This window comes from Aidingimonas halophila, from assembly GCF_900106955.1.
Classification (GTDB): Bacteria; Pseudomonadota; Gammaproteobacteria; order Pseudomonadales; family Halomonadaceae; genus Aidingimonas; species Aidingimonas halophila.
In genome coordinates this window covers 183,046-196,933 of the sequence record NZ_FNNI01000004.1, presented here as the reverse complement: position 1 = coordinate 196,933, position 13,888 = coordinate 183,046, and the positions used below count along the sequence as shown (strand labels likewise).

Below are 13,888 nucleotides of genomic sequence, written 5' to 3'. Positions count from 1 at the left end.
CGGACCTCCAGAATACAATGATCAACCGAAACGACTCATGCCCGGACGATATGTCCGCTGACCAGATCGCGAATGGTGCTGGGATGGTCATAGCCACCCAGCGGACCCTCGACAACGGCCGCCACCTCAGCACCAAACCGCTCACGCACTTGCCCGGCCGTCAGTGCCGGCGCGTCTCCGGCATGGTTGGCCGATGTCGAGACAATCGGTCCGCCATAAGCCATGCACAGTCGTGCCACCAGCGGATGATCGCTGACCCGTAAGGCAACGCTACGATGACACCCCCTGACCAGGGCGTGTGAACGGCCGTTATCCGGTACGAGCCAGGTATTCGGCCCCGGCCAACTCGACACCAGGGGAGCATGATACTCGGCCGGCAAGCCCTCCAACCAGGGAGCCAATTGCGCAATATCAGCCGCGACGAGAATCAAGCCCTTGGCCGGATCGCGCTGCTTGAGACGCAATAACGCAGTCAGTGCACGATCGTTGTCGGGGTCGCAACCGAGTCCCCACACTGCCTCGGTCGGGTAAGCAATCAGCTGGCCGGAATGCAGGGCGGAGACAGCGGCGTCGATGGTGACAGCAGTACTCATGCGATGAACTTCCCCGGTACGTATCCAGTATCTTCATGTGACAAGACACCATATTATCATTTGCCGGCCGAACGCGGCAGGCGAATCCAGCCACCTGACGCCTGACAGACCCGCCCCTCAAGTTCCAACTCCAGCAAGCGCAACTGACAACTCGATACATCGTTGCCGGTCAGGTTGACCAGGGCATCAAGCGGTGTCGGGGTGTCACTGAGCCAGGCCAGCAACGGATCGGTGTCCTCGACGGTGTCAGTCGCCGCCTGCTCCTGCTGCCCTGGCATCCACGACTGGGCCCAGTGTCCCAATTCTGCCAGGATATCGTCGACCCGGGTCACCAGCACGGCACCATCGCGGATCAGTGTCAGACAGCCGGAGGCCTGGGGGTTGTGGATGGATCCCGGAATCGCGAACACGTCGCGATTCTGTTCGGTGGCCAACCTTGCACTGACTAGCGAACCGCTCCTGTCCGCTGCTTCCACTACCAGAACGCCCAGTGACAGTCCTGTCACGATCCGGTTGCGACGCGGGAAATAGGCTGGACGTGAGCGAGTGCCTGGGGGGTGCTCCGATAGCAGCAACCCGCCTTCATCGATCAACCGTTGATGCAGATCGGCATGACGGGGCGGATAGACGACATCGACACCACACCCCAGCACGGCCACCGTACGCCCACCACTGTCCAGGGCCGCGCGCTGGGCCTGACCATCGATACCCAACGCCATGCCACTCACGATACACCAACCCCGATCAGCCAGTTCCCGCGAGAAACCCGCCGCATTGCCCAAACCTTCCCGCGTGGGGCGACGCGTTCCTACCATGGCCAGACAGGGAGGCGCCAGTGCCGCCAGATCCCCATACGCCCAGAGCACGGCCGGCGGGTCCGGGATCTGGTTCAGCAGTGTCGGCCAGTCAGGATGCTCAGGATGCAGCAAGTGACGCCGGACATCCCCTGCCAGCCACGTCTCCAGCGCGTCAACACGAGACTGCAACGAGCTTTTCTCGGGATGGTCGAGCCATAGCCGCAACGCCGATCGTGCCGGCTCTTTGAGACAGGCCAGCCACCCCGCCGGCCAGTCGGGCCGGTGCATCATCAGGTCAGAAAGGCCGCGTGCCCCGAGACCGGGCAGCATGGCCACAATCAGCCACTCCTTGGCCGTCATTGCCTTCTCCTTTTGGCATGATGGAAGAAGCGACAAGTCTATCAATATTGTGTCGCCGGTTCCGTTGTTCCTTGGCTGCCACTACACTAGTCATCAGAATCCATCACATCTGAACAACGGTGATAGCAACGTCATGGCCAAGTTACCCATCCTCGAATACCCGGATGAACGTCTGCGCAAGAAAGCGGCGCCGGTCGAAACCGTCGACGATGATGTCCGCCAACTGGTCGACGATATGCTTGAGACCATGTATGACGCGCAAGGCATCGGGCTGGCCGCGACCCAGATCGACGTGCACCGTCGAGTCGTGGTCATGGATGTCAGCGAGACTCGCGCCCAACCGCTGGTATTGATCAACCCCGAATACACACCGATCGGGGAGGAGCGCGAGCCGCTACAGGAAGGCTGTCTGTCCATTCCGGACTACTACGCCGAGATCCCCCGGGCCCTGCGAGTCCATCTCAAGGCCCTCGACCGGGACGGTCAACCCTACGAACTGGAAGCCGAGGGGCTGTTGGCACACTGCATACAGCACGAATACGACCATCTCGAAGGCATTCTGTTCGTCGATTACCTGTCTCCGCTCAAGCGCGAACGCATCAAGAAAAAAATGCAGAAACGTCACAGACAGATGCAGGACGCCTGACCTTCCGCTCGCTCGGGACCGGTTAGCCCGGTCCCGTGATGGACGCACCATCGCATGACCCGCATGCATCCCGAGTCGAGCCACCACGGAACCTTTTCATGTCACATCCATTGCGCGTGATTTTCGCCGGTACGCCCGATTTCGCTGCCGCAAGCCTTTCCGCACTATTGGGCAGTCAGCATCACATCGTGGCCGTCTATACCCAGCCCGACCGACCGGCCGGCCGGGGTCGCAGGCTGACCCCCAGTCCGGTCAAGAAACTGGCGCTACAACATGACCTGCCGGTTCACCAGCCCGAATCACTCAAAACCGCGGATGCACAGTCCCAGATAACCGCCCTGCATGCCGATGTCATGGTGGTCGCCGCCTATGGATTGATTCTACCGTCGGCGGTGTTGTCGATTCCTCGCCATGGCTGTCTCAATGTGCATGCCTCATTGCTGCCACGCTGGCGTGGCGCAGCGCCGATTCAACGGGCGATCGAAGCGGGCGATACGATATCGGGCGTGACCATCATGCAGATGAGTGCGGGACTCGATACCGGCGACATGCTGCTCAAGCGCCAGACTCCCATCACGGATACGACCACCGGCGGCGACCTCCATGACCGCCTCGCCACGCTGGGCGGCAATGCCATCGTCGATGCCCTGGATGCCCTGATCGAGCCAGGACTGGAGGCCACCTCCCAGCAGGAGGAAGAGGCGACCTATGCAACCAAACTCTCCAAGGCCGAGGGGGAGCTCGACTTCACGCTGCCAGCGCGCCGCCTGTCTGCGAGGATACGAGCCTTCAATCCCTGGCCCGTTGCCTGGACCCAGTTGGGCGAGGAGCGGCTACGTATCTGGTTCGCCACGCCGGGAGAACAACGTTCCCCCGACACCAGCGGACCACCGGGGACGCTGTTGACATCTCCAACCGATAGTCTGTGCGTCAGTTGCGGGGCGGACGGCAGTGATACCTTACATATCATGCGAGCCCAACTTCCCGGTGGGAAACCACTGGCCATCCGCGATCTGCGCAATGCCTTTGGTGATCGCTTCATCCCCGGCATGCGTCTGGGCAACCATCAGGAGGGCAGTGAATGACACGCGACGCACCGAATGGCAACGGACAGACCGTTCGTGCCACTGCGGCCAGAACGCTGGCTCCCGTGATCTCCGGACAAGGTTCCCTCGCCTCGCTCGATGACGCTGAAATCCCTTCACGAGATCGCGGACTGCTGCGTGAGCTCTGTTTTGGCGTCTGCCGCACCCTGCCTCGTCTCGAGGCCCTGGCCAACGAGCTGCTACGCAGTCCCTTCAAGTCACGTGACAACGATATTCAGGCGCTGCTATTACTCGGCATCTATCAATTACTCTACATGCGGGTGCCTGCCCATGCCGCCGTGGGGGAAACCGCAGGCGCCGCGCGTATACTCGACAAACCCTGGGCGACCCGGGTCATCAATGGCTGCCTACGTCGTCTGCAACGGGAATCCGTTCAACTCCAGGCCCGTGTCGACCGTGACCCGGCCGTGGCCCTGCTACATCCTGTCTGGTGGCTGAAAACGCTACGACAGGCCTGGCCCGATGACTGGCGTGACATCGCCATGGCCAACAATCATCCCGGCCCCATGACGCTTCGTGTCAATCGACGTCACGGTGATCGCGAGGAATATCGCGCGCGTCTACTCGATGCCGGACTGGAATCCCGGTTATGCGAGCATGCCCCTGACGGCGTCACCCTGGACACGCCTTGCAACGTACATGAGCTCCCCGGTTTTGCCGAGGGGCATGTCAGCGTACAGGATGAATCGGCCCAGTTGGCGGCCGTATTGCTTGGGCCTGCGCTGGCACCACGACCCGGCGCTCGCGTACTTGATGCCTGTGCCGCGCCAGGCGGCAAGACGGCTCACTTGCTGGAAGCGTTCGATATCGACATGACGGCACTGGACAATGCTCCCGCACGTTTGGCCCGCGTCGAATCAACGCTGGAGAGACTCTCGCTGAGTGCGCAACTCGTGACAGCCGATGCGACCGAACTTACGTGGTGGGATCAGACCCCGTTCGATACCGTCTTGCTTGACGCGCCCTGCTCCGGCAGCGGCGTCATCCGTCGCCATCCGGATATCAAGCGCGCCCGACGACCGGACGATATCCGTCAACTGGTATCGCTACAGTCTCGATTGCTGGACACGCTGTGGCAGACCCTGAATCCGGGGGGCACACTCCTTTACGCCACCTGTTCAGTGCTCCCCGAAGAGAACAGCGAGCAGATCCAGGCATTTCTCGAACGGACCCCGGATGCCAGAGCCTCCCCCCCCGATGATGTGGGTTGGGGCAAGCCGACAGGCCCGGGGCGTCAATTGCTGCCCAAAGAAAGCGGACATGACGGTTTCTTTTATGCCCGACTCGTCAAGCAACAGCCTGCTTGACCAGGCAGGTTCATCTTATGCACCTGGCGCCAATCGGTATGCCCTCACGTTCGGTTAACGCACGAGCCCGGGTCCCCCTGTCATCGTGGTCGTCAGTGGTTTATGCTAGCGAGCGCTTACCGGCCCTGCTCTGGAGGCCGAGGAACACCTGTTTGCGGATACAGCCTCAATGAAGATCATCATTCTCGGTGCCGGCCAGGTCGGCGGGACCTTGGCCGAGCACCTGGCACATGAAGAGAACGACATAACGGTTGTTGATACCAACAGCGAACGTTTGCGCGAACTGCACAATCGGCTCGACATTCGTACCGTGACAGGTCCGGCCTCTTACCCCATGGTGTTGCGACAGGCAGGTGGCGAAGATGCGGACATGTTGATTGCCGTCACCAATTCCGACGAAGTCAACATGATTGGCTGCCAGGTCGCCCATACACTGTTCCGTACACCGACCAAGATTGCTCGTGTACGCGCCACGGCCTATCTGACTCGTAAAGGCCTGTTCGCCCATGATGCCGTTCCCATTGACGTCCTCATCAGCCCCGAACAGGTCGTGACCGACCATATACGCCGCTTGATCGAGTACCCCGGCGCTCTGCAGGTCCTGGAGTTCGCCAGCGGGCAGGCCCAGTTGGTCGCTGTCAAGGCTTATTATGGCGGTCCCCTGGTCGGCCAGGAACTCGGGTTCCTGCGTCGCCACATGCCCAATGTCGATACGCGCGTTGCGGCTATTTATCGACGCAATCGTCCGATCATTCCGCGCGGCGACACCATCATCGAGGCGGATGACGAGGTCTTTTTCATTGCCGCCCGGCGTGATATCCGCGCCGTGATGAGCGAGCTGCGTCGACTCGATCGCGATTTCCGACGCATTCTGATCGCCGGCGGCGGCAACATCGGCGAACGGCTGGCCGAGAACCTCGAGCACAGTCATCAGGTCAAGATAATCGAGCACAACATCGAGCGGTGTACCGCCTTGTCCGAGCGTCTGGACCGCACCGTCGTGCTACATGGCAGCGCGACCAGCAAGCGCCTGCTGCTGGAAGAGAACATCGAGGACTGCGACATTTTCTGTGCCCTGACCAACGATGATGAAGTGAACATCATGTCGTCGATGCTGGCCAAACGGCTGGGTGCCAAGAAAGTGCTGACGCTGATCAACAACGCCGCCTATGTCGATCTGGTGCAGGGAGGCGAGATCGATATCGCCATTTCCCCCCAACAGGCCACGATCGGCAGCCTGCTGACTCACGTACGTCGTGGCGATATCGTCAACGTCCACTCGCTGCGTCGAGGAGCCGCCGAGGCGATCGAAGCCATTGCTCATGGGGATTCACGTTCATCGAAGGTGGTGGGGCGTGCCATCGACGAAATCGACCTGCCCAGCGGCACGACCATAGGGGCCATTGTCAGAGGCAAGGAAGTGCTCATCGCCCATGACGACGTCGTCGTCGAGTCCGGCGACCATGTCATCCTTTTCGTCGTCGACAAACGCAGGATCCGCGATGTCGAACGTCTCTTCCAGGTTGGGCTGACATTTTTCTGATGCCGGGTATTTCAGGACACTTCGCACCATGAGTCTGCGCATGATCCTGCGTATCCTGGGGCTGTTGTTGATGCTCTTCAGCCTGACCCAGGTACCGCCGATTCTGATCTCGTTGCTTTTCCGCGACGGCGTATGGGGGGCCTTCGCCTTTGCCCTGGCCATCACCCTCGCCACCGGCGCAATACTCTTTTGGCCGAACCGGCATGCCCGCAAGGAATTGCGCACCCGTGATGGTTTTTTGATTGCTGCGTTGTTCTGGACGGTACTGGGGCTGTTCGGCTCGCTCCCCTTGATGCTCGATGGCTCCTATGCACTGTCACCGACCGACGCAATATTCGAGTCATTCTCCGGACTGACCACCACTGGCGCTACGGTCATCACCGGTATCGATTTCCTACCTGAAGCGGTACGTTACTATCGGCAGCAATTGCAGTGGCTGGGCGGAATGGGGATCGTCGTCCTCGCTGTTGCGATCTTGCCGACATTGGGTGTCGGTGGCATGGCACTGTACCGTACAGAAATCCCCGGTCCCCTCAAGGACTCCAAGCTCACCCCTCGGATCACCGAAACGGCCAAGGCATTATGGTACATCTATGCCTCATTGACCCTTGTCTGTTTCCTGGCCTACTGGGCGGCCGGCATGGACTGGTTCGATGCTGTGGGACACAGCTTCTCCACGGTGGCGATCGGTGGCTTCTCGACGTATGACGACAGCATAGGCCATTTCGATAGTGCCACCATCGAACTGATCTGTGTCGGTTTCATGATTGCCTCGGCAATGAGCTTCAGCCTGCATTTCGCTGCATGGCGTGAAAAGCAGTTGCGTCATTACTTCATTGATCCGGAATCGCGTTTCTTGCTGCTTTTTCTCCTGGGGTTGGCGTTGATCGCCATCGTGACCCTATGGTTGACCGACGTTTATGACGGGGCACGGGCACTGCGTCACGGCTTGTTTCAGGCGGTCTCGGTCGCCACGACAGCAGGCTTTGGTGTCGACGACTTCTCGGTCTGGCCCGGTGCACTGCCTTTCCTGCTCTTCGTGGCAGCATTCGTCGGTGGCTGTTCGGGATCGACGGGCGGTGGCATCAAGGTGATACGCATCATCTTGATCCTCAAACAAGGCTTGCGTGAGGTCCTGCGACTGATTCACCCCAACGCCGTGATTTCGGTCAAGATCGGCAAGGTCAGCGTGCCCGACGGCATTGCCCAGGCCGTCTGGGGGTTTTTCTCTGCCTATGTCCTTCTGTTCTTCCTGATGCTGGTCGGCGTCATGGCGACTGGTCTCGATCAAGTCACGGCCTGGTCGGCCGTTGCCTCCGCTCTGAACAATCTAGGCCCCGGGCTTGGCGACGTGACTGCCAACTATGGTGACATACCCGACATGGCCAAATGGATCCTGGTGTTGGCGATGCTGCTCGGCCGCCTGGAGATTTTCACGGTCCTGGTACTGTTTACACCAGCCTTCTGGCGCCGCTAATGCCAGTATCGCCATAGTAGCCAGGCATAGACCGGCAGATTGATCGCCAGCACAGCGATCCCCAGCCATATCTGGATCGTCGGAGTGAGCCCCGGTGGATAGAGAATCGGGAGCAAGTAGTGCTCGATAAAGCTACCGCTGTAACCGGCCTCGCCCCCCAACTGACGCAGCCGAATCTCCCAGGGTGTCAATGGGCAATAGAACCTGCCAAGTTCGACCGTCGCGCCCCAGACGGCTGCCGGTACATGCACCCACGCCACCCTGGGCCGAAACAGCGTGATGACGCCCCCGATGACGACAAACACGATGAAAGCCATGTGAATGATCAGCAGAGCGTCAGCAGCAATACGATAGAGCATCCAACCCGACTCCATGATCGGCGAGCGCCCTTTCAGGATAGTCTGTTAGTTCGGGACATCGTTAGCCCGACCCTATCGAGCCCTGGGGCCCCAGAAGGGGAATGACCATTGAGGTTTGGACTGTTTGGCACCATCGTGGATAATCATGCGTTCACCAGTGATCAGCGAGCCTGCAATGAGCGATCCTCAGGATATCACCACGCCGGAAACCGACGACCGGGCCACGACCTCAGGCCCGTGCCGGGTGGTCGAACAGGATGGAACCCGATACACCTTACTGGGTACGGCCCACGTGTCGGCAGAAAGCGCTGATGACGTGCGCCAACAGATCCGTAGCGGACGCTACGATGCTGTCGCTATCGAATTATGCCCATCACGCTACCAGAGCCTCATTGATCCGGATGCCATGGCCAACATGGACCTCTTCGAGATCCTGCGGCGCGGGAAGGCTGGCATGGTCGCCGCCAGCCTGGCACTGGGGGCGTTCCAACAGCGGGTGGCCGAGCAGTCCGGCATTCAACCTGGCGCCGAAATGCGTACTGCTGTCGAGGAATCGAAGGCAGCAGACCTTCCCTTGCTGCTGATCGACCGCGATGTCGGTACCACGCTCAAGCGCGTGTACAGTAATGTTCCCTGGTGGCAACGCTTTTCCCTGATATCCGGGCTGCTCGGCAGTGTCATGTCGCGTCAGAAAATCTCTTCCGAGGATATCGAAAAACTCAAGGAAGGGGATGTTCTGGAATCCACCTTCAATGAGTTCGCCGAGCAATCCGAGTCGCTCTACACGCCACTGATCCGCGAGCGGGACCACTACATGTCCCTGCGCATTGCCGAGGAGAACCCTCCCGCACGTTATCGAGAGGTTCTTGTGGTCATAGGTGCCGGCCATATGAAGGGGCTGGGTGAATACCTGTCCGGTCAACGTCCCGGCGATCCTTCCAGCGAACGGGAAGCTCTGGAGCGTACCCCACCTCGCTCACGCTTGTGGAAACTGGCACCCTGGCTGATCACCGGCCTGGTACTGGCCGGCTTCGGCATAGGCTTCTCGCGCAACACGGAATTGGGGTGGCAACTCGTCGGTGACTGGTTCTTGATCAATGGTGTGTTATCGGCACTGGGGACGGCCATCGCGTTAGCTCACCCGGTCACGATCATTGCCACCTTTTTCGCCGCACCACTCACCTCGTTGAACCCGACCATTGGTGCCGGCTTCGTCGCTGCCGGCGTGGAACTCTTCATGCGCAAACCCAAAGTGCACGACTTTGCCGTATTGCGGCACGATGTGACGTCTCCGAAGGGGTGGTGGCGCAATCGTGTATCGCGCACGTTGTTAGTGTTCCTGATGGCGACCCTGGGTTCCGCTGCCGGTACCTGGGTCGCTGGATTCCGTATTGCCGGTGCACTATTTGGCGGCTGATGCAACGAGCGATATCGTGATAGAGGTATGCGGCGGCGGTTGCCGATGATTCACCGTCGCCATATCGCCGATGCCTCGAAGCGCACCACCTCGCCGGCATCGACGTGCATGCGGTCGAATCCCGCTTGCTCGAGACTACGAACGGCGGCATGACAGGATAGCGGCAGGCGAACCTGTAACGGGGCGCCTTCCAGAGTGCCTCGCAGGGCCTGCAATAGCCGCGCACCGTGACCATGCCCCTGCCACTCCGGCTCGATGAAGAAAAACCGCAACTGCCATGCAGATTCCTCATCGGGCCGACAGACCAACGCCATCCCCAGTGTGGGTCCTTGACCGTGCCGCAACCGCAGCAGTTGTCCCTGCCAATACGCCACGCGTTCACCATCAGGCTGTAGCCACACGCCTCGATGCAGGGTGAACTCCAGGGCCCGCCGTAAGGTATCGATCCGGTGACTGTCATTCATGACCCACGGTGAGTGGCCGTGCCTTTCGGCACGTTCCGCCGCCTCCAGAAAGCGCTCGATATCTTCCGGGTCGGGAGAGACCAGCGAAGGGGATATGGCCTCCTGCCCTTCCATACTCGCTTCCGGCCGGTCTCCTGATACCGATGAGAACCACTGTTTAAGCGTCGTCAGCATCGCTGTCTCCTTCAGCATACAATGCGGTGGGCAGATGAAAATCGCCGACGAGTTGCCGAGTGAAGGGGTTTCTGGAGCCATCAGCCCGTAATCGGTAGCGCATGCTGCCACCATCCACATTGAAGCGCAGGTCGAGCTCGCGCTCGCTGGCACCGACGATCTCCGCCTCATCCATCAACCGGAACCAAGCCCAGGCACCATCGCGACGTACACTGCGCGGCGAACGGTTGACTTCACTGGGAACCAACGTGAGTCGACTCTCGTTGGCTCCCCGCACCCCATTGGGCCATACCATGGAAACACTGCGTCGGGTGCCATGAGTGTACTCGATCAACTGGCCGTCGACGCTGATCACGCTGCGACGCTTGTCGGAACTCAGATTGACAGGTTCAAGCCGGAATTCGACATCCAACGCACCATCACGATCGAAATAGGCCTCTCGAATGCGTTCCGCCTGCTCAATCGCGACGAAAACGTCATCGTCGAGCAACGACTCACCATCGTCGTCCCGGAGTTCTTCCGGTGCGGCCTCAACAAAAGGCTGCAATTGGTCCTGGTAAAACCCATCGAGCACTCCGTCCTGTGCAAAGAATGTCTCGAAGTCCTCCAGCGCGACATCCCGATCCGAGGACGCGACCAGCGGATATCGGCCCGCCAGAGTCTCCTCATAAGGCACCACGACATCGTCGATCCACTGAGTTTCGAGATGGCTGATGGCCCGCTTCATCAACAGTTGCCAGCTACGATCGGCAAGCTGACCCAGTAAACGGTCAACCGGGGCCGGCATGTCGTCAGCGAGGCGTTCCAGATCATCGATCGGTGCTCCGCCCTGCAATGCCAACCTGTCGCGTGCCGCGACAAAAGCCGCCCTGCCGGTGTCATTGTCTTCCTGTATCGCCTCGAGATAATCGCGCAAGTCCGCCATGGCGGACTTGATGTCCTCCAGGGACGACCTGTCGTCATCGTCTTCCGGTAGCGCATTCAGGGCGCGGAAGGGTTTCTCCACCTCTCGAGCCAATTGGTAGCGAGGCGAACGTTCCAAGGCCCGACGAGCCGCTTCATCGTCCTCTGGCAAGTCCGGATAAAGTCTTGTCTGTTGCGCGACTTCATCGACCAGTCGGTCCATCGGCCGGCTCGCTCCCAGCAAGGTGTCCATCAGCTCAACCGTTCGGGACAGACTATTCATGTCATCAAGCTCGATCGACGCCAGCGCCTGGCGCCAAGTGGCATGATAGTCACTGGCATAACGCTCTCTCAGCGCAGAGGTCAGACGATCCTTATCGGTTTCACTGAAATCGATATCTTCCCGGTTGCCCAATACCCAAAGGTCGATCAATGCCAAGTCGACGGCCTGATCGAGCTGCTGGAGAAACACTCTCTCGAAACCGGCCTGGGTCAGTAGACTCGGAATACGAAGTGCCGATTTCTCGTCGGACTGGAAAACCGCGGTGAATACGGGTCCAACTTCATAACTCAAGTCGAGAATGGCTCCACTACGGCGATCGCTTCTCTCCTTGAGCGTGGTATAGACACGTTCCGCCATGGGCTGACGCCCCAACTCCTCCTGGGCGGACGTGATACTGCCCTGGAAGGGGGCCATGGCCAGCTCGGCACGCTGGTCTCCGGCAGCCGCATGGCCCACCAGATTCGTATGCGCCATGGCGTAATCGAGGTGTTTCAAAAGCCGGCGCTGTGTGTCACCGCGCTGGGGAAACGCTTGCTGCCAACGATTGGCCATGACGTCGTGAACACGTTCCGATTGCCGCCCGCTGGCATCCGAGATCATGCGTAGCAGGCGTAACAATGCGAGCTTTTCGTTACTCCCCGACTCGGCACGATTCATATCATCCATGATGCCGATCATCACTGCCGGCAAGAACTGGTGCTCCAGCATGGCCATATAGGCATCGTCGATCTGACGACCGACACCAGCGCCTTGATACAGCCCCATGTCCTTCAGCCAGGACACATGATCATGCGAATCTCCGAATGTCTGCATCGCCTGACGCAGGCGATCCAACGGTTCCAGTAAACCGGCACCGGTGGGATCATCACGCGACAGCTCATCGACAGCCAGCACATCCAGTGACTCGGCGTCTTCGCGAACCGCGGCCAAGGCCTGTGAATTCTTTTGATAGTAGTGACTCCAGCCTCCTACGACCGCCGCGCCGACGAATAGGCATGCCAGGACACTGGCGCGTCGAAGACGGCGTCGACGTTGAAGCACTCGCGCATTGTTTTCAGCCAGTCCCGCCTCGGGATAGATGACCTTGTCGAACAGCTCTTCGGTGAAATAGAGCGCACTGCGGGCTGCGCGATGCGCTGCGTGGACGCTGCCGGACATGCCATAGCGCCGGGATGCGGCATCGACGAAAGGATCTTCAGGCACACCTTGCTGATAGACCGAAGTGAAATAGGCCCCCCGCACCATGGCCGCTGTCGAAAAGCGATCACTGGAAAGCGCTTCACTCAGGAACTCGGCCATGACCTCACGCAGCCCGGCCAACTGTCGTGTGAACCGGAACACCGCTTCACGTTCATGATGGTCGCGGCATTCGGCAAGCAGGGCCGGCAAACTGCGGTTCAAACGTTCCAGCATGGCATCATAGCCGGCCAAGAACTCCTGTTCCCAGGCGGCGGGCTCGTCGATCGAGGCCGGACTGAATGTGAAGCCCATCGGGGTACGCCGGGCAGTGCGCGAATAGTGGCGGAAGAATTCATCGAATCCGTGCAGCAGGTCCATCTTGCTGAACGTAATGTAAACCGGCAGCCGGGCCCCGTGTTGCTCCATCAACTCACGCAGTCTTGCCCGTAACAGGGAAGCATACGCTTTGCGCACGGCGACCTGGGCATCGCTCAAACGCGCCAGATCCAATACCAGCACGACGCCATCCAGCGGTCGGCGTGGACGGTGACGCCCCAGCCAGTCCACGAAGTTTTCCCATAACCGTCGTTGTGTTTCGACGACCGAGCCGTTTTCCAGGGCCCCCTGGGTCAATAACTCCCCATCCGGATCGATCAAGACCGCCTTGTCGCCGATCCACCAGTCGAATCCCAGTCGGCCACGCTGCCCACGGCCCGACGCTTTCATGACGCGGGTCAGCGCGAAATTCTGTCCTGACCGGTTGATCAGACTGGTTTTCCCGGCATTCTCGACCCCCATGACCAGATACCAGGGAAGCCGATAACGCGCTCTGGGCCCTCCGCCCAGATTGGCCTCCAGCTCATTCAGCATGGCATCGAGATTGGCTTCCTGTTGCTCGACCTCGGCCTGGGAAGGATCCTGTTGCAGTTGCTCAGCGTGCTGTTGCTCAGCCTTTAGGTCGCGCAGATGGCGCGCCAGCCTCATTCCCCAAGTCACCGCGACTACAGCCACCAGCGTCAGGGTGACCAGCAGCCGGTGAGACCATGGTGCCAACGGCCGAACGCCCGCCACTTCCCATGTCGGTCCCCACCACCAGACGGCCACGACAGCGACGATGACGAGCAGACCACCCAGCAACATCCCCCAACGTCGCCACCCCTTGGCGCGATTGGTCATTCCTTTGGCCTGATTCATATCGCGTTGCGCGCTGGATGCTCCGGGGATCCAACGTCCAAGTCCTGACTTCAACTGTCTCCACATGCGCCTGTTCCCTTGTCCCT

At 60.0% G+C, this 13,888-nt stretch carries 11 protein-coding genes; 6 read left to right on the top strand and 5 right to left on the bottom strand.

Annotated features, from left to right (window positions below; translation table 11 throughout):
- Nucleotides 1-35: 35 nt before the first annotated feature.
- Both tsaC and dprA read right to left on the bottom strand, forming a co-directional pair.
- Nucleotides 36-593, bottom strand: a complete 558-nt coding sequence (tsaC, locus tag BLW01_RS09120) for an L-threonylcarbamoyladenylate synthase type 1 TsaC (RefSeq protein ID WP_092569203.1) — start codon at nt 591-593, stop codon at nt 36-38.
- Between the two features lie 56 nt (nt 594-649).
- Nucleotides 650-1,750, bottom strand: a complete 1,101-nt coding sequence (dprA, locus tag BLW01_RS09115) for a DNA-processing protein DprA (protein WP_092569202.1) — start codon at nt 1,748-1,750, stop codon at nt 650-652.
- Nucleotides 1,751-1,883: 133 nt separating this feature from the next.
- On the opposite strand from dprA, the gene def reads away from it, so the two are divergent.
- The 5 genes from def (at nt 1,884) to BLW01_RS09090 (ending at nt 7,829) form a co-directional block, all read left to right on the top strand.
- A complete protein-coding gene (def, locus tag BLW01_RS09110; RefSeq protein WP_092569201.1) occupies nt 1,884-2,396 on the top strand; it encodes a peptide deformylase in 513 nt (170 codons plus the stop codon).
- Between the two features lie 98 nt (nt 2,397-2,494).
- Entirely contained in the window at nt 2,495-3,481 is a 987-nt protein-coding gene (fmt, locus tag BLW01_RS09105) for a methionyl-tRNA formyltransferase (RefSeq protein ID WP_092569200.1), read from the top strand.
- Complete coding sequence (gene rsmB, locus BLW01_RS09100; protein WP_092569199.1) at nt 3,478-4,809, top strand: 16S rRNA (cytosine(967)-C(5))-methyltransferase RsmB; 1,332 nt, start codon at nt 3,478-3,480, stop codon at nt 4,807-4,809. The genes fmt and rsmB overlap by 4 nt, the downstream gene beginning before the upstream one ends.
- A gap of 148 nt (nt 4,810-4,957) precedes the next feature.
- Nucleotides 4,958-6,352 carry a Trk system potassium transporter TrkA gene (gene trkA / locus BLW01_RS09095; protein ID WP_268244651.1) on the top strand — a complete coding sequence of 465 codons (1,395 nt, stop codon included), beginning with the start codon at nt 4,958-4,960 and terminating at the stop codon, nt 6,350-6,352.
- Nucleotides 6,353-6,380: 28 nt separating this feature from the next.
- Nucleotides 6,381-7,829: a TrkH family potassium uptake protein gene (locus BLW01_RS09090; protein ID WP_092569197.1), complete on the top strand. Its 1,449-nt coding sequence runs from the start codon at nt 6,381-6,383 to the stop codon at nt 7,827-7,829.
- On the opposite strand, the gene BLW01_RS09085 is transcribed toward BLW01_RS09090, so the two are convergent.
- Nucleotides 7,826-8,188 carry a DUF2784 domain-containing protein gene (locus tag BLW01_RS09085; protein ID WP_092569196.1) on the bottom strand — a complete coding sequence of 121 codons (363 nt, stop codon included), beginning with the start codon at nt 8,186-8,188 and terminating at the stop codon, nt 7,826-7,828. The genes BLW01_RS09090 and BLW01_RS09085 overlap by 4 nt on opposite strands.
- A 175-nt stretch (nt 8,189-8,363) precedes the next feature.
- Here BLW01_RS09085 and BLW01_RS09080 point away from each other — a divergent pair, with 175 nt between their 5' ends.
- The gene (locus BLW01_RS09080) at nt 8,364-9,605 is read left to right on the top strand and encodes a TraB/GumN family protein (RefSeq protein WP_092569195.1); all 1,242 of its coding nucleotides are present in this window, start codon (nt 8,364-8,366) and stop codon (nt 9,603-9,605) included.
- Nucleotides 9,606-9,655: 50 nt separating this feature from the next.
- Here the strand turns inward: BLW01_RS09080 and BLW01_RS09075 are convergent, their stop codons facing one another.
- Complete coding sequence (locus BLW01_RS09075; RefSeq protein ID WP_092569194.1) at nt 9,656-10,243, bottom strand: GNAT family N-acetyltransferase; 588 nt, start codon at nt 10,241-10,243, stop codon at nt 9,656-9,658.
- A complete protein-coding gene (gene tssM / locus BLW01_RS09070) occupies nt 10,227-13,802 on the bottom strand; it encodes a type VI secretion system membrane subunit TssM (protein ID WP_229806316.1) in 3,576 nt (1,191 codons plus the stop codon). The genes BLW01_RS09075 and tssM overlap by 17 nt, the downstream gene beginning before the upstream one ends.
- Nucleotides 13,803-13,888: the final 86 nt, after the last annotated feature.